Here is a 20,337-nt window from a genome sequence, read left to right on the forward strand (position 1 = left end):
GAATTTCAGATTTGAAATTTCAAATTTCAAATGCCCTGCACGCTACCCCTTGTCCTTGGCAGGAGGCAAAGGGGCTCCGCACTTCTCGCAGCGCTCCCTGCGCTTCTCCCCGGATCGCACCGGCTGCCTGTGCCCGCAACTGGGGCAGACCTGGACTTGAGAAATCAGTCTGCGCATCATCTCAACGAGGAACATGTCTTCACCCCATCGTTATAATCCATTCCAGGACTCGCCTTCTTCTCCGATGAATAGCACGGCTTTGCGCGAAATCAAATCCTGCTCGCCAAAGACATGCACGCGGTCTCCTGCTTCAAAAATCCATTGCGGATCGGGATTCAGCCGAGTCCGGCCATCACGCTGCACGGCCACGACGGTCAGACCGTGTTCCTTGCGCAAACGCGACTCTATCAGACTTTTGCCCTCGACGAACGCACCCGGAACTACCCTCAGCACCGTCGCGCCGAAGGAAGAACAGACCCCGCCCAGATTGCAGGCATCGGCGGTATTGAGCATGGGCCGGCGCAGCATTCCGTAGCCCTCTGCCCGGATCTCGCGCACGAATCGCTCGATATCGCCTCGTGGTACCAGATATGTAGACAGGACGCGAATGAACATCTCCACGGAGGTCTCGTATTCCTCGGCCACCACCTCTTGCGCCCCCATTTGCAGCAGCGGCTCGATCTCGCTGACAAAACGCGTACGCACCACGATGTGCAGAGCCGGGTTCTGGAACCTGGCCGTGGCCACGATGCGCCCGATGGCGGCCGGGTCGGAGATGACCACGGCCAGAATGCGGGCTTTGGAGACGTTGATGTGCTCCAGCACTGCCACCTGGGAAGCGTCACCGAAAAGAATGGGCTCGCCCTTGTCGCGTTCGCGCCGCACCGTGTCCGGGTTCATTTCCAGAATGACATAACGGATTCCGGAAGCCCGGGCCGCCCTGGCCAGATGATGCCCGCCCAGGCCAAAGCCGGCGATGATGAGATGATCGGACAGGTCCGTGTCCGCATCCTTCTGCGCCTTGAGACTCATGCCCACGGGCAGAAGGCGGGCCAGTCGGCCGGAGATGGAAGGCACGCCTGCGATGAGAAAGGGCGTGAGCGCCATGGTCACGATGGCGACGGCCAAAAAGTATTGGTATTCCATGGCGCTGAGCAGATTGTGCCCCATGCCCACCCCGGCCAGGACAAAGGAGAATTCGCCGATCTGGCACAGGCACAATCCGCCCAGAATGGACACATGCAGGGGATAGCCCAGGATGCGACCTGCGGCCGCGGCCAGCAGCGTCTTGGCCAGCAGCGCGGCCAGGGTCAGGCCCATGACCTGCGGCAGGTGCGTGGCCACAAAGGCGGGGTCCAGCAGCATGCCGATGGACACGAAAAAGACGCTGGTGAAAACATCGCGAAACGGCAGCACCCCTTCCAGAGCCGAATGGCTGTATTCGGACTCGCTCATGATCAGCCCGGCCAGGAAAGCCCCCAGAGAGAGGGACAACCCTGCCGTGGACGTCAGCAGGGCAATGGCGAAGCACAGCCCGAGCGTGGTCATGAGAAAAAGTTCCCGGCTGCGGGTGCGGATGACCGCGCCCAGGACCAGCGGCACGACCTTGCGAGCGCCGATGAAAATGACCCCGGCCACAAAAGCGCCTTTAAGTCCCATTTCACCCAGGGCGAGCCACGGATTACCCGAAGCTCCGGCCAGCACGGGCACCAGGAGCATCATCGGCACCACGGCCACATCCTGGAAAATGAGCGCCCCAAGCGCGATGCGCCCATGCGGCGCGGCCAGTTGCGCCTTCTCTCCCAGCACCTTGAGCACGATGGCCGTGCTGGACAGGGCGGCCAGGAATCCGATGAACAGGGACTTGCCGAGCCCCACGTCAAAGAACATCAGCGGCAGCCCCATGACCGCGATGGTCAGCAGGACCTGGGCCGCACCGCCGACAAAGACCGGACGCTTGAGCCGGATCAGTTCATCCAGGGATAGTTCGAGGCCGATGACGAACAGGAGCAGGATGACCCCGACCTCCGCGAACATCTCGACCTCATGCGACGCCCCCACCAGGCCAAGGCAATGCGGCCCGGCCAGCACGCCGGTGAGCAGAAAACCGATGATGGTCGGAATGCGCAGCTTGTGACTGGCCACGATGACCGCGCAGGACAAACCAAAGATCATGACCGCATCGGCCAGAATAGGAATTTCGACGCTCATCGCACTCCTCGAAAATTGTTTTGCCGCATCTTCACGCTGCCGTGCCTCTCCTGATGATCCACCAAGCCAAAAATTTCGGCGGGACCATTCCCGAAAAAACCGGTCAAACCCGCACAGTGCTTGACCGGTTGAAAGTTAGAATATGGATATGGAGAAGTCTAGCCGAAGTACTCCGCCATGTACTTGAGCGCCGTGCCCAAGATGATGACGCACAGCATGGCCTTGATGAGGCGCGCCGGGACGTGCTTCTGCATTCTGGCCCCGCAATACATACCGCACATTCCGCCCAGGCCGAAAAGAATGCCAAGCCCCCAGTCGGGAGCGATGGACTGGCCGGCATGAAATGCGGCCAGAAACTGGTAGAAGGCCACCCCGGCCACGGACGTGACCAGCGTGCCCATGAGCGCCGCCCCCGCGACCGTATAGACCGGCAATCCGCAGATGGAGACAAAGAACGGAGCGATGATGGAGCCGCCTCCGATGCCGTACACACCGCCGACCACGCCGACGACGAGGCTCATCGTGAAGATGGTCATCGTGGAGCAGGTGTAGGTTTCGCCGAAGAACTCATAACTGATGCGCTTCATGGAGAATTCCTTGACCGTGACCTGGCCTGCGGCGGCGCCCCCCCTGGAATCCTTCACCGACTGCCGAAAAGTGCTCTCCGACTTTTTCTCCTTGTGTTTCAAAAGATCCCTGATCATGCGAAACCCGATGTATGCGAGCACCAACCCGGCAAAGACCTTGAAATTTTTTGGGTCAGGCAGATAGGAGACCCGGATCACGGCCCCCAGAAGGACTCCCGGCAAGGTCCCGACGACCACGACCCAGGTCAGGGGCCAGACCATGCGCTTTTCCTTGAGATAGCGGTACACGCCGCTGGGAATGGCCACGATGTTGAAGAGCTGGTTCGTGGCGCTGACCGAAGGGGCGGTGTACCCAAGAAAGGACATCTGGAAAGGCAGGAGCAGAAACGCTCCGGAAACCCCACCCATGGAGGTGAAAAAAGACACGACAAATGCGGCCAATGGGGGGAGCCACAAGGAAACTTCAATTCCGGCTGTTTCAAAATACATGCATTCCTCCTCGGGTGACGCCAGACGATTTCAAAGCATCATCATCCCTGCCCGGCATCCGGATCTTTCGGTAACAGAAACTAAAAGACATTTTTTTAATTTTTATCGTGTCACTAAATAATCAGTTTCAAACTTTTCTGTCAAGACAATCCACTCGTCGCCGACATGAAAAAAAGAGTACCGACAGCGCTGCCCGTGCCTGCATATTGACGAAAAGCTCCTTTCCGGCTCATCTGCTGCCCGGGAGGGACAACCATGCGCGGTTTCCGTGGTTCTTTGCAGTTCAAGTTCATGTCGGCCATCATTGGCATCGTGGTGCCGCTTCTGGGCATCATCTTTCTCTGGCAGGGCGTGGCCGAGGAGCGGCAGGCCTGGACCCAGGTCGTCAACCAGGCCCGCCTCCTGACCCGCCAGATCATCCTGACCCGGCAGTGGGTCTCGGACACCCAGGGCCTGTTCCTGCGCCAGGACACCCCCGGCGCTCAAGGCGGCGGCGCGTTCTATACCGATCTTCTGCCCACGGATCGCGGCGTCATGCAGCGCTTCACCCCGTCCATGGTCACCAAGCAGCTCTCCCTCTACTCCTACCGCCAGAACCTGTACCGCTTCAGGCTGGCGGGCATCGCGCCCATGAATCCCGAAAACAGGCCGGATGCATTCGAAACAGCGGCCATAAAGAGCTTCGCCCAGCCGGAAAACACGGAATATTATGCACTTGTCGACCATGACGGGGAGGCGGTGTTCCAGTATTCGGCCCCCCTCTATGTCGACGAGACCTGCCTGTCCTGCCACAAGAATTACACCAGCGGAACCGTCAGCGGCTGCCTGAGCATTCACCTGCCCGTGCAGAACGTGCTCGACTCCCTGAGCCGAAGCAAGATGCAGCTCTTCGTGTCGGCCCTCGCGCTCATCGTGCTCACGGTCATGACCCTGTATTTCCTGGTCCGCTACCTGGTGCTTAGGCCCCTTGGCACCCTCGAATCCGTGGCCGACGGCATCAGCCGGGGGCACTTCCCCGGGCGGATCCGCATCGGCAGCAGCCATGAAATGGACCGCGTGGGCCAGACCTTGAGCAGCATGAGCGCCAAGCTGGAAGAGGGGCGCAACCGGCTGGAGGAAGAGGTGCAGAACGCGACCAGCGAACTGGCCCTGGCCAATGAGGAACTCAAGACCCTGGACCGCCTGAAGAGCGAATTTCTGGCCACCATGTCGCACGAACTGCGCTCCCCCCTGACCTCCATCCGAGGAGGACTCGATTATCTCAGGCGCACGGAGACCTCCGCCGACAGGCAGGACTATCTGCACATCATGGACAAGAACGTGAGCCGCCTCACGCATCTGGTCACGGACATCTTCGACATCACCCGCATCGAGGCGGAAAAGATCGACTGGAACTTCGGACCGGCGGACATGACCGAACTGGTGGGAGAGATCGTCGAAATCATGAGCCCGCTGGCGGAAGAGCGCGGACTGCGCCTCGGCCTCCTTTCAAGCGGTCCCATGATCGCCCTGGCGGATGTGGAGCGCATCGAGCAGGTTATCGTCAACCTGACCGACAACGCCATCAAATATTCCCCCGATGGCGGGGTCATCAGTTTTACCCTTCAGAACGAGGGCGGAGAGATCCGCATCCTGGTCCGGGACCAGGGCCCGGGCATTCCTCCTGGCGACAGGCAAGCCATTTTCAAGAAATTCCACACCGCGCCCTCGTCCGGCACAGGTGGAAAGCCTGGAGGAACCGGGCTGGGCCTCGCCATCTGCAGCCAGATCGTGCGCGCCCACGGGGGACGCATCTGGGTCGAGGACAACCCCGGCGGCGGCAGCGTCTTCACCTTCACCCTGCCCGCAACAAAAGAATGAGCGCGCTCCGAAAAAAGCACGGATGCCCGGCGCGATCGCCCCTGAACGGAAAACGGCGGGCCGTTTCGGACCCGAACGGCCCGTGTCCGAAAAATGGGCGCAAAATAATTTAAAAATAAATAGATGTTCTATTCAAGCCTGTTGAATTTATTTTTCGCCATGAAGCACTGGTTTCCGTCAAAAATAAAAATAATAAGCGTTGACATTAAAATCCAGCCCACCTAGTGACTGCTGACTTTGGCGGAAATGAAAATCTGAATTCAAAATCGAATCCAATTTCATTATTCCGCAATCCTGCCGGTAACTGTTTCCAGCAGGAACAGAGTTTTTCTTTTTACTTTTTTTTCTTTGGAGTTACTGTCTTGTCTAAGAACATCTATGTTGGAAATTTGTCCTGGTCGACCACTGATGCTGATCTGCATGCCATGTTTTCCCAGTATGGTCAGGTCAGCTCTGCCCATGTCATCGAAGACCGCGAAACCGGTCGTTCACGCGGCTTCGGCTTCGTGGAAATGGACGATGAAGGCGCACGCAAGTCCATCCAGGCGCTGAACGGAACCGACTGTCAGGGCCGCAACCTGAAGGTCAACGAAGCGCAGCCCCGTGAAAGCCGCTCCGATAGCCGTTCACGCTACTAAGCTGAACACTACGATCGCGATGAAGCCCGTCACCTGACGGGCTTTTTTTTGCCCAAAATTCCTCAGCAAACCGGTAAACTCCTGCACCGGCCTCCTTGATCGACTGCCGCACCAGCGGCCTCGCGCCAACAACTCTCCCCCTGCTTCGCGGCGCAACTGCCGCAGGACGCCCGTTACGGATTGGGTTCGAATCTGTAGCCGACTCCGGCCACGGTCAGGATGATGCGCGGAGCCTGGGGATTCTCCTCGATCTTTTTACGCAGGCGCTGCACATGCACATCCACTGCCCGGCTGTGGGAATAGAGCTTGGAATCGCCCCAGTTCTGGCTCTGGATGAAATCGCGGGTCAGGGTCTCCCCGGGATGGGCGACGAAGAGTTCAAGCAGCGAGAACTCGGTCCGGGTCAGACGCACCTGGCGGCCCTGGATCGTGGCCTCATGGGAACGGTAATCCAGAATGATATTTCCGTTACGTTGCGCAGTAGCCGTTTCGCTGCGCCTGATCCTGCGCAGCACGGTCCTGATGCGGGCCGAGAGTTCCAGGGCGTTGAAGGGTTTGACCAGATAATCGTCGGCCCCGCATTCCAGCCCCAGGAGCTTGTCCGCGACGGTGTCCCGGGCCGAGAGCATGATGACCGGCACCTCGCTGTCACGCCGTAAGGTCTGGCAGACCTTGATCCCGTCGATATCAGGCAGGCCCAGATCCAGAAGCACAAGGTCGGGCGCGTTCGCCTGCACGGCTGCAAGCCCGGAGGCCCCGTCCGTTGCGCTCAGCACCATGAAACCGTCGAGCTCCAGATTGGCTTTGACGGTCGTAACGATGTCCGAGTCGTCGTCGATGATCAGGATTCTCTGCTGCGTCAAACCACCCTCCCTGTCGGCGCGATCCCTTCAAGGGTTGCGCATCTCCGGCTCATGCCGATACACATGTTTCAATCCCGTTACAACTTTAACTGCACAAGGTTGAAATTTTCTGCTAGGTGGGACAACATGAATACGGAGTACGGCCTGATCGTTCTGGAGACGAACAGGCGCTGGAAACGGTCCGGTTCCAACATACCTGTACAGGAGGGAGTATGACTCCAAAAAATGATGCATCCAGCGGTCGGGGCTGGCGGTTCGCCCTGCTTCCGGCCATAGCGGGCATCGTGTTCACGGTTGGAGTGGCCCTGGCCATGACCACCACGGATCAGGCCTCGTTCTGCGGCAGCTGCCATTCCATGGCCGAGGCGGCACTGACGCACAAGCGCTCGGTCCACGCCGAACTGGCCTGCAACGAATGCCATGCCCCGCACAACTTGGTGGCCAAGATTCCGTTCAAGACCAAGGAAGGGACCAGGGACATCCTCGCCACTGTCACCAGCAGCATCCCCGACCTCATCCACCCGGGCGAGGAAACCAAGGAAGTGACCCAGGCAAACTGTCAGCGCTGCCACGGCTCCACCACATCCACCGTGGTCATGCAGAGCAAGAAATTCTGCACCGACTGCCACCGTCACGTGCCCCACACACCCAAAATCCCCGTAGCCAAAAGGAGCGCCGCCGATGCGTAAAAACTTTCCTCTTTTCGCCATGCTGGCCGTGGGAGTGGCCTTGGCCTTAAGCGCTTGTTCCGAAGCGACCGAGCCCGTGCCGCCGACCTTCAAGACCAACCTCAAGTCCGACGAGATAAATAACTCCGCCTTCAAGCCCGAATTTCCGCTGCACTACGAAACGTTCCTGCGCAACAACGAGTCGGAAATCATGACCGAGTACGGCGGGTCCGTGGCGTACAATAAGCACGACAACGTAAATCCCCTGCCCGAAGGATACAAGCACGCCCAGCCATACCTGAAGAATCTCTGGCTCGGCTATCCATTCAGCTACGAATACAAGGCGGCGCGCGGCCACACCTACGCCATAAAGGACATCCTGCATATCGACCGCCTGAACCGCTACGACGAAAAGGCCGGGCTGCCCGCCACCTGCTGGAACTGCAAGACAGCCAAGATGAACGAGTGGGTCGGCACCTACGGAGACGAGTTCTGGGCCAAGGATTTCAACGAATTTCGCGAACAAGTCGATCTGGACGAGAACACCATCGGCTGCGCCAACTGTCATGACCCGGCCACCATGGAACTGCGCCTCTACTCCGTGCCCCTGCAGGATCACTTGAAGGCTGAGGGCAAGGACTTCAAGACCCTGCCCCGCAACGATCAGCGAGCGCTTATGTGCGGCCAGTGCCACGTGGAGTACTACTTCACGGACAAGGGTCAGGGCACGGCCAAGAAGCCCGTCTTCCCGTGGGCTCAGGGCAAGGACCCCGAAGAGATGTACACGTACTACAAGAGCCACGGCGATACCACCACGCCCGGCTTCGAAGGCAACTTCGTGGACTGGGTGCATCCCGTGTCCAAAACTCCCATGCTGAAAGCCCAGCACCCCGAGTACGAAACTTGGCATAACGGCGTGCACGGCGCGGCCGGCGTCAGCTGCGCCGACTGCCACATGAGCTACACCCGCCTCGACGGCAAGAAGAAGATGTCCAACCATCACTGGAACTCGCCCCTGAAAGACCCGGACATGAAGGCCTGTCGCCAGTGCCATACGGACAAGAGCCCCGAATACCTGAAGCAGCGGGTCATCTACACCCAGGACAAGGTCTGGGAACAGCTCATGACCGCCCAGGACATCTCGGTCAAGGCGCATGAAGCCATCCGCATGGCCAGCGAGTTCGAGGGCGAGAAGCCGGCCGACTACGACCAGCTCATGATCGACGCCCGCGAAATGTGCCGCAAGGGCCAGTTCTTCTGGGATCTGATCTCCGCCGAGAACAGCGTGGGCTTCCACAACCCGACCAAGGCCCTCGATACCCTGGCCAAGTCCCAGCAGTACAGCCAGAAGGCCGTGGATATCGCCATCCAGGCGGCGGCCTTCACCACTGCCCAGGCCCTGGCCGGAGACATCAAGACCCTGGTGCCGCCGATCATGGAACACAGCCGGGAACTGCAGATGGACCCCGAGCACATGGCCAGCCACCAGTGGTTCAAGTATCTCAAGCTCACCCCCAAAGCCGAGAAAATCTGGGAAGGCAACAAGCGCCTTGTACCGGCTCCGACCGCAAGCTAGACATCGGGTTTCCCGAATCGCGACGGGGACTTTGGCATGACGCCGAAGTCCCCGTTTTTATTTTTCCCGTCGCCCCCGAGAATTCTCCTCTTTTATTGATGAAATATCGCCACCCCCCTTGTTCTTTCGACTTCGATAAAATAAGCAGGAACTATCGATTTTGTAAAAGCGTATCGTTATCATCAATACAACCTTCGGAGGCCCACTATGGGAGAAGAATTGGCGGCAGGCTGCACCAGGCCCACGGCCGAGGTCGAGCAGGCACCGGAAGAAACACCACAAACGGCGGCAACACCAGTCCAAGGAGCGCGTCCCATGATTCAGGTCGGAAAAAAAGCACCGGACTTCGCAGCTCCGGCATACTTCAATGGCGCTTTCACCAATATCAGACTGTCCGACTTCCTGGGGAAATGGGTGGTGCTGTGCTTCTACCCGGGTGACTTCACCTTTGTCTGAGCAACCGAAATCTCGGCGGTCGCCGAGAAGCACGCGGAATTCGCCAAGCTGGGAGTGCAGGTCCTGTCCATGAGCACGGACAGCATGTTCGTGCACAAGATGTGGGTCGACGACGAACTCTCGAAAATGATCACGGCCAAAACCGTGCCCTTCCCCATGCTGTCCGACGGCGGCGGCAATGTTGGCAAAATGTACGGAATTTACGACGAAGCCAGCGGCGTGGATGTGCGTGGCCGCTTTCTTATCGACCCGGACGGAAATGTGCAGGCCTATGAGGTTCTGACTCCCCCGGTGGGCCGCAACGTGAACGAAACCCTGCGCCAGATCCAGGCGTTCCAGCTTGTGCGCGAGAGCAAAGGCACCAAGGCTACCCCTTCCGGCTGGAGACCCGGCAAACCGGTCCTGAGCCCCGGCCCCGGCCTGGTCGGCAAGGTTTGGGAAGTATGGACCGTGGACAAGGCCTTCGACTAGCCCAGCCCTCCCGGCACAAAACCGCGAAACGCCCGGAAATCCGGGCGTTTCGCATTTCAGGGCCGGTCCGTAAGGACACAGGCCGTCAACTGTGACCTAGGTGAAGTCAGAAACGGTCATTGGCTTAAGCATACGGCTCATAATACCCGATCAACCTACCGACAACCTAAGGAAAAAATCACCCTTTCAGCATGCGCACGATCTCATCCTCACCCATGGGCTCTGGATGCTTGACCTCAAGACTGCGGGACCATTCGCGCGCGAAATCCTTCTGCAACCGCATGTTCAGGCCAAGGGTGATCAGCATGGCGATGAGCGCCCCGATGCTGGCCAGGAGCATGTCCTTGTGCGCGTCCCAGACATCGCCCTGAGTGCCTAGGTAGGCAACGCCCAGATCCCCGCCAAAGAATTCCGCCGCTCCCCATTCGATCAGTTCATAGAGCATGGACGTCGACATGGCGAAATCAAGGGGCAGAAAATAGCCCCAGAACCCATCCGCCTGGGCGACACGGAAATAGACCTCGCGGATGGGATAGGCCAGCAGCAGCCCATAGAGAAAGTGCACGATGCGGTCAAAATTGTTGCGCTCCCAACCGACCAGCTCGTTGAACGTCGTGCCAAAGGCGGACTGGAACCACGCGTCGTAGGGGACCTCGGAATAGGTGTAATGGGAGCCGATCTCGTGAATGGCCAGAAAGACGAAAATGAGCGTGTAGGAAATTCTGGAGAAGGGAAATTTTTTCGCGGAAAGAAACAAGACAAGCAGAAAAACCACGACAAGGACATTTTCCAGAATCCAATCTTTCCTGTGATAAGGATCAATGGCCAGAAAAATAAATTCTACGCCAAACAGACAGGTCAGAAAAAATAGATACGACCTGTGTGAAGCGACTTGCATCCATCTCATGAAAAAACCTCTTTGCATTCGAATTTAACAGCCCATTCATGGTAAAATCGCGTCCTTCGGAATGCTGGTTACTTACGGAGCAGTAAATAAGCAATAGACATAAAATCGTAGAGGATAGTTCATCCGGAAAAGCGCAACAATTCCGCCAGACACGTCAGGATGTAAGCTGTGCGATGAGGCGAGACAGTGAATTCATGTCCACAGGTTTGGAAAGATACGCCGTCATGCCGCAGGCCATAAAATGCTCCCGGTCTCCCGGCATGGCGTGTCCGGTCAGGGCGATGACCGGAATTTCAGGAGACACGCGGCCGATGGAGCCGGAACGGATTCGGCTGGTGGCTTCAAGTCCGTCCATGATCGGCATCTGGATGTCCATGAGCACGCAATCGAAATCCTCCAGCGCCAGCAGGTCGAGGGCCTCCTGGCCATTGCGGGCCAGCGTCGAATAATGGCCAAGCTTTCTGAGCATCCGGGTCAGGGCCAACTGGTTGACCGGGTCATCCTCCACCACCAGGACGTGCTTGTCCCGGACCTCCGGCAGCGGAGGCTCTTCAAGATTCTCACACACCGACCGGCCGGGAAGCAGCGGAACCCTGACGGTCATGGTCGTGCCGTGGCCGGGCTCGCTCTGAACCGTTATCGTCCCATCCATCATGTCCACCAGGCGCCTGACTATGGCCAGGCCCAGCCCAACGCCTCCGTGCTGGCGCACGGCCGAACCATCGACCTGGGTGAAGGCGTTGAATATGTCCTCCTGCCGCTCCCGGGGGATGCCGACACCTGTGTCCTGGACCGTGAATTCGACGTGCATCTGTCCACCCTGGTCCAGTCGCCGGGCCGTGACCTGAACGCTGCCCCGGGGCGTGAACTTCGTGGCGTTGCCGACCAGATTGAAAAGAATCTGCCGCAGACGGCCCTCGTCGCCCACCACATGCGAAGGGATGGCCTCGTCGATCTCAAACGAGAGCTCAAGCCCTTTGGCCTTGGCCGGGATGACAAAGAGGTCGCGCACGGAGTCGCGCAGGTCCACGAAATGAAATTCCTGAGCGACAACGTCCAGCTTGCCTGCCTCGATGCGTGAAATTTCGAGGATGTCGGTCAGGAGCTGGGTCAGCCGTTTGGATGAGCGGATGGCCGTGAACACAAACTCCTTCTGCTCCGCATCCAGGTACGTGTGACTCAAGAGCTGCAGCATGCCGACGATGCCGTTCAATGGAGTGCGGACCTCATGGCTCATGTTGGCCAGAAACTCCGACTTTGCGCGGCTGGAGGCTTCGGCGGCGCGCCGCGCCGCGGCCAGATCCGAGACATCGGTCAGCACGTTTATGAACCCGGCCAGTTGACCCTGACTGGTATGAAACGGCGCGCAGGAAGACAGCATGCGGCGCATGCAGCCGTCCGCCGCGCGGCATTCAAACTCGTCCGGCCCCAGCCCCTCATTTTTGGCCGGCTCCAGAACAAAGGAGTCCCGAAGCCGGGATTCATGCTCGCCGACAAGCTCCTGCCCGGACTTTCCGACCAATGCGCTGAAAGCATCGTTGCATCGCAGAATCCGGCCGTGAATGTCCTGCACGAACACGGGGTTGGGCAAACTTGAAAGCAGGGATGACAGGAAGGCGTGCTGCTCTTCCAGCCGGTCGCGAGTGGCCTGCAGCTCGGCGGTGCGCTCCCGCACGGCCAGCTCCAGATCCCGGTACTGATCGGCCTGACGCATGATCAGGGCCAACAACGAGGACAGACGGTCAAGACTGTGAACAATGGTCTCAATGCCGCAGGTGTCCATGAGTCCAAGCAAAACCAGGGCGCCGATCACTTCACTGCCAACGCGCAGCGGCACGATCACGGAATCCGACAGGCCAAGTGAACGCAGCAATTCGCCGGACACGGTCCGGTCCTCCGGGCTCACGGTCATGGCCAGATGCGAAGCATGACTGGCATGGATAAGCTGTTCGACCGCGTCCTTCTTGAACAATGCCTCCTGCCGCAAGGGACGCACGGCCAAAAGGCGATGCGGACTTCCGTGCCCCTGACAGGCGACCACGGCCACGGCCTTTACCCCCAGAAGCTCCCGGACCTGCGACGCCACATACTCGGCGCACTTCACCGGATCCGTCACATGCTCAAGAGTTCCCGAGGCCAGATCGGCAAAAAGCTGGTAAAAGGCCCGCGGCTCTCCGGCATCACTGTGCATCGAGCATCTCCTGGGCGTTTGCGACATTGTGTTCCAACCGGCCAAGTCCCAGCGTCAAGACGGTCATGGGCATCTCCAGTTCCCGACTGATTTCATCCAGAAGCGCAGATGGCACAGGCATGACCCCGGTGTCCAGATAGATGAAGTGGCTGTGCACCTCGCGCAACATTTCCCCGGCCCCGCGCACGCCCGCAAAGCCCAACTCGCGTTCGAAAACGTCGCGCCAGCGCAGGGTCCATTCCGGCAGGAAAAAAAATGCTCCGGCCCTGCGCAAACGCCGGTAATCCTCACGGCCAAGCACTATCTCGCAGCAGTTGATGCCTGCCGTCTTGGCGTAACCCTGCTGGCGGGACAGCTCGACAATGCGCGGAGTACAGTCGCCATAGATGAAAAGCGTCTTGCCGCGCGGATGCGCTGCGAGCACGTCGTCGATGCGGTTCTGCAGCAGATTCGGGCGCATGTGCAGCATGGAATCGGCGAAAACGAAGTGCATACGGGGAAATCGCGGGGCCAACTGCTCCATTTCCGCCTGAAAAATACCGCAGGTTATGGCCAGAATGTCTTTCATGCGACCTCACCGGCATCCATGACCGCCTTGCGCACTGCCAGCAGGGTGTCCGGACTTGTGTCATAGGGGATGTCCGCGTGCGAGGAGGCGAGCACGAAATTTCTGTCCGAAGCACGGTCAGCCAGAAGCGTGGACACGAATGCATACGCTTTGTCCGGCTGCATGCGTGCCAGGCCCGGACCGTTCACGTTGCCGAGCATAAGCCGCTGCGGGCCCAGAATCTCCCGGGCCTGAGACAGGTCGTCGCGCGGATCGAGCAGGAACCCGGCCACATTTGGCAGGCCGGAGCAAAGCTGAAGATGATCCAGAATGCGGTTGCCGCCGTGATGGTAGACAAGCGGCCCCTGCGCCTGCGCAAAGGCCCGGGTCAGTTCGGGCAGGATGGTTTTTTCAAGCAGGGCCGGGGTGACGATGCGCAGGTTGGCGAACATGACCGGAATGGCCACAAAGGCGGCGCCGGCGGCAAAAAAGGCCCCGGTCAGGCGCAGGAAATGGTCCGTGGCCAGGTCCATGAGACGCGCGGCGCGCTCCTGGTCAAAAAGCAGGATCTCAAGCCAGGTCTCGATGCCCAGCAGCATGGCCGGCAGGTCCACGGGGGCGGTGGCCACCGCGCAGACAGGCTTTGCGGAGCCCCACTCCGCCGCCAGAAGACGCGTGGACTCGACGAGATAGGCTACCCCTTCATCCCGCAGCAAGCCCTCGCCCAGCGACTGGGCCTCTTCCTGCCCGCGAAACGGGGGTTTACGGACGTTGGGAGGAAAATTGTCCAGCCAGATCCCCTCCCCGCCGTAGGCCAGGGCTTCAAAGGGCAGGGCAAAGGGGGAGAACACGATATCAGGATCGATGAAGCGCACGACCTCGCGCTGCCCTTCCAGGTAGCGCCCGGGCGCGGAATAATACTCCCGGGCCTTGCACCCGGAAAGTCTGGATCCGTAGAGACTCAGGGCCAGAGTGAAAGCCCGGCGGTCCGAAGGCTGCCCATGCAGGGCGCAAAGCACGCGCTCCATGCCGGTCATATCCCGTCCGTCTCAAGGCTTTTGGCCCAAAGCCGGTCAAACAGCTCCGGGGCCTGGATGGCACTGGAGGCCGTGCCGTCGCCGCCGACCTCAAGCGTCAGTTCCGGCCGCAGCTTGAAGACCGCCCCGCCCACGGCCAGTTGAACCTTGCCGCGAAGCCCCTGGGCATCGATCTCGGTCCGCAGGGCGCGGATGTTCTCGGCCGTGGTCAGCATCATGGCCGAGACCCCGACAACCCTCGCATCGTGCTCCAGGGCCGCCGCGATAAAATTCTGGGGTGTCACGTCGTTGCCCAGATCAATGACCTTCCAGCCGGCGGCGCGCAAAAATACCGCGACCATCTTGCGCCCCAGCGAATGGTAGTCATCCTCCACATTGCCAAGCACCACCGGCCCTTTGACATCCAGCGGCAGATCCCCGCCGGATTCGGCAGCGGCGACCAGAAGGTCCTCGGCGATCTTCCCGGCCACATAGCCTTGGGCCAGGGACAGATTTTCCAGATGCCAGGCTTCCCCTATCCGCTCCAGCACAGGTTCGAGCAGAACGTTAACCGCCGCCTGAAAGCCGTGGGCCCCCGCGTGTTCGAGCAACAGTCCCAGAGCCTCTTCACGCTCAGCGTTAAGCATCAATGAATACAAGGCTTCCCTGCGCGATTCCAGATTGACGCCACTCTTTTCAGTCATGACCGCTCCCTTGCAAGCTTGGCAGTAAATCCGTCGCTGTTTGACCACACTCTCCAGATCTTGGCAACGTGTCCTACGCCATTACCTCGTATATCTTACATTCTTTTGTTTCCCGGCGAACGCTGGTTCATTCCTTTTGTTGACTTCGCAGCCCATGGTGGCACAATCGGGATTTACTTTTCCGACACATCCCCCTATTTCACCCGGCTTCCGCAAACACCGCGTTTCGCGGCTGCCACATCCAGGCGCGTGGTTTCCACGCCCGACACACCCGGAGGAAAACATGAAGCGTTTTCTGGTCTCCCTTGGTCTTATGACCGTGCTGCTCTTCCCGTCCCTGGTTTCGGCCAAGGACCTCACCATCGGCCTCATTCTGGTCGGCCCGTACAACGACAAAGGCTACAGTCAGGCCCAGTACGAAGGCGGCAAATACGTCGAGGAAAAACTCCCCGGCACGAAGCTGATCTATCTGGACAAGGTCAACCCCGCCGACCGTCCCGGCCTGACCATTCCGCAGATCGTCGATGATCTGGTGGAAAAGGGCGCGGACCTGATCATCGCGGGCTCCGACGACATGAAGGACGGCATCCGCGAGGCCGCGAGCCTGCACCCGGACAAGACGTTCGTGCATGTCTCCGGCGACGACGTCATCACCGGCAAGGCCCCGGCCAATCTGGGCAACCTGTTCGGCCGCATGGAATACGGCAAGATGATGGCCGGTTTCACCGCCGCCCTGACCTCCAAGACGGGCAAGGTCGCCTACCTGGGTCCGCTGATCAACGAGGAGACCCGCCGTCTGGCCGCTTCCGCCTTCCTGGGCGCCCGCTACGCCTGGACCGAAGTGCTGGGCAAGAAGGCCGAAGACCTCAAGTTCAAGGTCAGCTGGATCGGCTTCTGGTTCAACATCCCCGGCGTGACCACGGACCCGGCCCAGGTCGCGGGCTCTTTCTTCGACGGCGGATACGATGTCGTCATTTCCGGCATCGACACCCCCGAGGCAGTGGCTGTGGCGCGTCAGAAGCGCGACCAGGGCCGCGAAGCCTGGGCCGTCCCGTACGACTACGCCAAGGCCTGCGAAGGCCAGGGCCCGACCTGCATCGGCGTGCCCTACTTCAATTGGGGCCCGTCCTTTTTGCGTCAGGCCAAGGCTGTTCAAGACGGCTCCTGGAAGCAGGACTTCCAGTGGGAAGCTCCGCACTGGGCCGACATCAACGATCACGACGCATCCACTGTCGGCTTCATGGCCGGCGAAGGCCTGTCCGCCGAGAACAAGGCCCGGCTCGATGCCTTTGTGGCCGATCTGGGCGCGCACAAAATCAATCTCTTCAGCGGACCGCTCAACTTCCAGGACGGCACGCCCTTCCTGAAGGCCGGCGACACGGCCACGGACGAGCAGGTCTGGTCGCTGCCGCAGCTGCTTGAAGGCATGGAAGGCCAGTCCAGCGCGCAGTGACATGATCGTTTTACGCGACATCAGTAAGCACTACGGCCGGGTCCGGGCCAACGACTCCATCAGCCTGACCCTGGAACCCGGCCGCATCTACGCCCTGGTGGGAGAAAACGGGGCCGGCAAGAGCACGCTCATGCGTATTCTGGCCGGCCATACCGTGCCCGACTCCGGAGTCATCACCCTGCGCGGCGAGGAACATCCGGGCCTGACCCCGGCCATGGCTGCGCGCCTGGGCGTGGGCATGCTCTACCAGGATCCGCTGGACTTTCCGGCCCTGCCGGTCTGGGAAAATTTCCGCCTGAGCGGCCCGTCCCGGAACAGAACGCAGGTTGTGGACCGCCTGGGCGAGCTCTCCAACCACCTGGGCGTCTGTTTCCTGCCGGACGAGCCCGTGGCCTCCATGACCGTGGGCGAACGCCAGCTGCTCGAACTGCTGCGCCTCCTTGACCTGGGCGCGACGACCCTCATCCTCGACGAGCCGACCACGGGCATCACCCCGGAACAGAAACGCGACCTCTTCGGCCTGCTCTCCCGCCTGGCCCGCCAGGAAGGGCACACGGTCATCCTGGTCACGCACAAGCTCTCCGAAGCGCTGGAGATGGCCGACGCCATCTTTGTCATGCGCCAGGGTCGCCTGGAAGCCCGGCTGACCCCGCCTTACGACTCCGAAGAGCTGGTCCGGCGCATGTTCGGCGACACGGCCGCGCAATCCACGGACAGCGCCCTGCCCGAAATCGGACAAAGCAGGCGCGTGACCTTGGCCGAGACGGTCTTCGCCGGGCCCAAATACCATTTGGGTCCGCTGAATCTTTCGGCCGCGCCCGGCGAGATCATCGGCCTGGCCGGACTCGACGGCAGCGGCCAGGAACTTTTCCTGCGCGGCCTGTGCGGACTGGACCGCATGGCTGCGGGCAGCCTCACGCTCAACAACGCCGCGCACGCCCGGACACATTTCAAGACATTGCGCCGCGAAGGCGTGCATTTCGTGCCTGCCGACCGCATGAGCCAGGCCCTCTTCCCGGACCTGTCCATCCGCGACCACATCCTGCTCGCCTTTCCCAAACACGCCGCGAGGCTGGAGGAATTCCACCAGTCGCAGTGCGTGGAGCGCTTCGATCTGCGCGCCCATCCGGACACCCCGGCCAAGGCCCTGTCCGGCGGCAACCAGCAACGCCTGCTCCTGTCGCTCATCCCCGACGACGCCCCGCTCTTGCTCATGGAGCATCCCACCCGGGGCCTGGACGCCGGATCGTCCAGGCAGGTCTGGGAGCACTTGCGCAAACGCTGCGCCGCGGGCGCGACGCTCTTCTTCTTTTCACCCGATCTGGATGAGGTCATCGAACACAGCCACCGCGTGCTGATCTTTTTTGACCGCGCCCTCGTGGCCGACGTGCCGCGTCACAACGCAAGCGTTGAAATTCTGGGGGCCCTCATGGCCGGAAAAAAACCGGAGGGCGCCCATGCCGCGTAACTTCTGGCTGCAACAGGCGATCTGGATCGCCGCCGCTCTGGCGCTGACCCTGGCCCTGACCGTGCTCGTGGCCCTGCCTTCGGGCGCGCCCCCTTTTGCGACCCTGCGCATCCTGCTTCTGGGCGGGCTTGGCTCCATGTCCAAGTTCGGGCAGGTGCTGACGGTCTTCGTGCCGCTGCTGCTCTGCTCCATGGGCCTGCTCATCCCTTTCACGGCCCGGTTGTGGAACATCGGCATCGAGGGGCAGATCGTGCTCGGGGCGATTTTCTGCACCGGCGCGATGATGCCTTTCGACCAGGGCGGACCCGCCCACATCGCATTGGCGCTTCTGGCGGGCATGCTCGGAGGGGCGCTCTGGGCGCTTCTGGCCGGTCTGCTCAAGACCCATGGGCGCGTGCACGAGATCTTTTCCGGGCTGGGGCTCAATTTCGTGGCCATGGGGCTGGCCATCTGGCTCATCTTCGGTCCCTGGAAACGTCCGGGCGTGGCCTCCATGAGCGGCACCGAGACCCTGCACCCCTCCCTGTGGCTGGAGCGCATCGGGAGCCTGGCCGCCAGCTGGACCGCCCTTGGCCTGGCCTGCGCCGCGCTTGCGCTGGTGGCCATTCTGCTCGTGCGCACGCAATGGGGGCTGGGGCTCAAGGCCGTGGGACAGAACCCCAAGGCCGCCCGCCTTTTTGACCTTGCCCCCCGCCTGCGCATGCTGCAGGCCTTCGCCCTGTGCGGGGCGCTGGGTGGGCTCGCCGGGGCCGTGCAGGTCCTTGGCGTCTACCATCGCCTGCTGCCGAGCATCTCTTCGGGCTACGGGTACACGGCCCTGTTGATCGGCATGATGTCCGGATTCAGGATCCTGCCTGTACCCTTCATCTGCTTCTTTTTCGCCGTGCTGAACGTCGGCTCCATCCAATTGCCCCTGCAGCTGAATTTGGATTCGTCTTTGAGCGGCGTCATCCAGGGACTCCTGGTTCTGTCCGTCTTTGTCACGCAGGGCCTTCGCACCTCCATGAACCGTCGCCGGGAGGAACGCTGATGCAGGAATTCGCGCTCATCATGGCCGGCATCCTTCTGGCCGGCGCGCCCCTGGTCCTGGCAACCCTGGGCGAGACCATCACCGAGAAGGCCGGGGTCATCAACCTGTCCCTGGACGGAACCATGCTCCTGGCCGCCATGGCCTCCTTCGCCCTGGCCTCGGCCACGGGCAGCGCCTGGACCGGAGCGCTCGGCGGCATGGCCGTGGGTGCCGCCGTGGCCTCGGTGCTGGGGCTGACCAACATCTACCTGGGACAGTCGCAACTGGCCGTGGGCTTCATCCTGACCCTCCTGACCCGCGACCTGGCCTATTTCCTGGGCCATTCCTACTCCCGCCAGCCCGGCCCGAGCCTTGGCTACTGGGGCATCCCCGGACTGTCCGAAACGCCGCTGCTGGACCTTCTGCTCGGACGGCAATCGCCAGTGGTCAGCATCAGCCTTGCGGCCATCGCGCTGTGCTGGTGGTGGATGTACAAAACCAATGCGGGCATGCGGCTGCGCGCCGTGGGGGAATCGCCCCGAGCGGCCTTCGGTCGCGGCATCCGGGTGCGGTTTTCACGGCTCATGGCCTGTCTGGCCGGGGGAGCGTTGGTGGGTCTAGCCGGAGCGGCCTACTCCCTGGCCGTGAAGCCGGGCTGGGGACGGCCCCAGGGCTGCGAAGGCGCAGGCTGGATCGCCTTGGCCATCGTCATCTTCGGCGGCTGGCATCCGGTGCGGGCGGCCATCGGAGCGTATTTCTTCGCGGCCCTGCAGGTCTCGGGCATCTACCTGCAGGACATCTTCCCCTCCATCCCGGCCCAGGTCTTCCAGGTCGCACCCTTCCCGATGATGATCGTGACCCTTCTGGCCGTGAACCTCGGCCGGGTCGGCTTCGTGCAGGACCTGATGCGCCGCTACCCCTTCCTGAAACGTTTCTCAGGAAGCTGGCCCATCACCGCGCCTGCGGCGCTGGGACAGGATTTTGACCCGAAGAAGGGGTTGTGACGGCCAAGTGAATACGCAATTCAGCAGAATGCAATGCTTGGGCCTTGCCGTCCTGGCGGTTATGTCAGGATAATCGGATAACAGCCGCTTATCCTGACAAATACTGCGAAAATCATGCGACTGGTGCAGGTCTGCGTTCCTGCTTTATGCGCCTTGGCCCCGGGACTCCTTAGACAGACAGTTTGCCAGCAAGACCACCCATGGCCGGATCGACCGTGG

Annotated in this window: 17 protein-coding genes; 9 read left to right on the forward strand and 8 right to left on the reverse strand. The window is 60.8% G+C overall.

Annotation, left to right across the window (positions count from 1 at the left end):
- Nucleotides 1-210 precede the first annotated feature (210 nt).
- Together DBAC_RS10465 and DBAC_RS10470 are read right to left on the reverse strand one after the other, a co-directional pair.
- Nucleotides 211-2,211 (reverse strand): monovalent cation:proton antiporter family protein, encoded by a 2,001-nt coding sequence (locus DBAC_RS10465; protein WP_015774266.1) that lies wholly within the window; start codon nucleotides 2,209-2,211, stop codon nucleotides 211-213.
- Nucleotides 2,212-2,369: 158 nt separating this feature from the next.
- Entirely contained in the window at nucleotides 2,370-3,287 is a 918-nt protein-coding gene (locus DBAC_RS10470; RefSeq protein ID WP_015774267.1) for a sulfite exporter TauE/SafE family protein, read from the reverse strand.
- 255 nt (nucleotides 3,288-3,542) lie between these two features.
- Here DBAC_RS10470 and DBAC_RS10475 point away from each other — a divergent pair, with 255 nt between their 5' ends.
- Both DBAC_RS10475 and rbp read left to right on the forward strand, forming a co-directional pair.
- Nucleotides 3,543-5,147, forward strand: a complete 1,605-nt coding sequence (locus DBAC_RS10475) for an ATP-binding protein (protein WP_015774268.1) — start codon at nucleotides 3,543-3,545, stop codon at nucleotides 5,145-5,147.
- Nucleotides 5,148-5,509: 362 nt separating this feature from the next.
- On the forward strand, nucleotides 5,510-5,785 hold the full coding sequence (gene rbp, locus DBAC_RS10480; protein ID WP_015774269.1) for an RNA-binding regulator: 276 nt from the start codon (nucleotides 5,510-5,512) through the stop codon (nucleotides 5,783-5,785).
- A gap of 173 nt (nucleotides 5,786-5,958) precedes the next feature.
- Here rbp and DBAC_RS10485 read toward each other — a convergent pair whose 3' ends face one another.
- A complete protein-coding gene (locus DBAC_RS10485; protein ID WP_015774271.1) occupies nucleotides 5,959-6,648 on the reverse strand; it encodes a response regulator in 690 nt (229 codons plus the stop codon).
- A gap of 212 nt (nucleotides 6,649-6,860) precedes the next feature.
- On the opposite strand from DBAC_RS10485, the gene DBAC_RS10490 reads away from it, so the two are divergent.
- From DBAC_RS10490 to prxU, 3 genes are all read left to right on the forward strand, one after another.
- Nucleotides 6,861-7,337: a cytochrome c3 family protein gene (locus tag DBAC_RS10490; protein WP_015774272.1), complete on the forward strand. Its 477-nt coding sequence runs from the start codon at nucleotides 6,861-6,863 to the stop codon at nucleotides 7,335-7,337.
- Nucleotides 7,330-8,892: an ammonia-forming cytochrome c nitrite reductase subunit c552 gene (locus DBAC_RS10495; protein WP_015774273.1), complete on the forward strand. Its 1,563-nt coding sequence runs from the start codon at nucleotides 7,330-7,332 to the stop codon at nucleotides 8,890-8,892. Before DBAC_RS10490 ends, DBAC_RS10495 begins: the two co-directional genes overlap by 8 nt.
- Before the next feature lie 207 nt (nucleotides 8,893-9,099).
- On the forward strand, nucleotides 9,100-9,819 hold the full coding sequence (gene prxU / locus DBAC_RS10505; RefSeq protein ID WP_267195237.1) for a thioredoxin-dependent peroxiredoxin: 720 nt from the start codon (nucleotides 9,100-9,102) through the stop codon (nucleotides 9,817-9,819).
- 178 nt (nucleotides 9,820-9,997) lie between these two features.
- Here the strand turns inward: prxU and DBAC_RS10510 are convergent, their stop codons facing one another.
- From DBAC_RS10510 to DBAC_RS10535, 5 genes are all read right to left on the reverse strand, one after another.
- Nucleotides 9,998-10,726, reverse strand: coding sequence for a DUF2238 domain-containing protein (locus tag DBAC_RS10510; RefSeq protein WP_015774276.1), 729 nt, complete (start codon nucleotides 10,724-10,726; stop codon nucleotides 9,998-10,000).
- Between the two features lie 154 nt (nucleotides 10,727-10,880).
- Nucleotides 10,881-12,917, reverse strand: coding sequence for a PAS domain-containing hybrid sensor histidine kinase/response regulator (locus DBAC_RS17930; protein ID WP_015774277.1), 2,037 nt, complete (start codon nucleotides 12,915-12,917; stop codon nucleotides 10,881-10,883).
- A complete protein-coding gene (locus DBAC_RS10525) occupies nucleotides 12,907-13,485 on the reverse strand; it encodes a DUF1638 domain-containing protein (protein WP_015774278.1) in 579 nt (192 codons plus the stop codon). Before DBAC_RS10525 ends, DBAC_RS17930 begins: the two co-directional genes overlap by 11 nt.
- Entirely contained in the window at nucleotides 13,482-14,501 is a 1,020-nt protein-coding gene (locus DBAC_RS10530) for a uroporphyrinogen decarboxylase family protein (RefSeq protein WP_015774279.1), read from the reverse strand. Before DBAC_RS10530 ends, DBAC_RS10525 begins: the two co-directional genes overlap by 4 nt.
- Nucleotides 14,498-15,184 (reverse strand): cobalamin B12-binding domain-containing protein, encoded by a 687-nt coding sequence (locus tag DBAC_RS10535; RefSeq protein WP_015774280.1) that lies wholly within the window; start codon nucleotides 15,182-15,184, stop codon nucleotides 14,498-14,500. The genes DBAC_RS10530 and DBAC_RS10535 overlap by 4 nt, the downstream gene beginning before the upstream one ends.
- A 283-nt stretch (nucleotides 15,185-15,467) precedes the next feature.
- On the opposite strand from DBAC_RS10535, the gene DBAC_RS10540 reads away from it, so the two are divergent.
- The 4 genes from DBAC_RS10540 to DBAC_RS10555 are packed head-to-tail and all read left to right on the forward strand — an operon-like array spanning nucleotide 15,468 to nucleotide 20,118.
- Nucleotides 15,468-16,637, forward strand: coding sequence for a BMP family lipoprotein (locus DBAC_RS10540; RefSeq protein ID WP_015774281.1), 1,170 nt, complete (start codon nucleotides 15,468-15,470; stop codon nucleotides 16,635-16,637).
- A gap of 1 nt (nucleotide 16,638) precedes the next feature.
- A complete protein-coding gene (locus tag DBAC_RS10545; RefSeq protein WP_015774282.1) occupies nucleotides 16,639-18,105 on the forward strand; it encodes an ATP-binding cassette domain-containing protein in 1,467 nt (488 codons plus the stop codon).
- Nucleotides 18,095-19,135 (forward strand): ABC transporter permease, encoded by a 1,041-nt coding sequence (locus DBAC_RS10550; RefSeq protein WP_015774283.1) that lies wholly within the window; start codon nucleotides 18,095-18,097, stop codon nucleotides 19,133-19,135. The genes DBAC_RS10545 and DBAC_RS10550 overlap by 11 nt, the downstream gene beginning before the upstream one ends.
- Nucleotides 19,135-20,118: an ABC transporter permease gene (locus DBAC_RS10555; protein ID WP_015774284.1), complete on the forward strand. Its 984-nt coding sequence runs from the start codon at nucleotides 19,135-19,137 to the stop codon at nucleotides 20,116-20,118. Before DBAC_RS10550 ends, DBAC_RS10555 begins: the two co-directional genes overlap by 1 nt.
- Nucleotides 20,119-20,337: the final 219 nt, after the last annotated feature.

The organism is Desulfomicrobium baculatum DSM 4028 (assembly GCF_000023225.1).
Lineage (GTDB): Bacteria > Desulfobacterota > Desulfovibrionia > Desulfovibrionales > Desulfomicrobiaceae > Desulfomicrobium > Desulfomicrobium baculatum.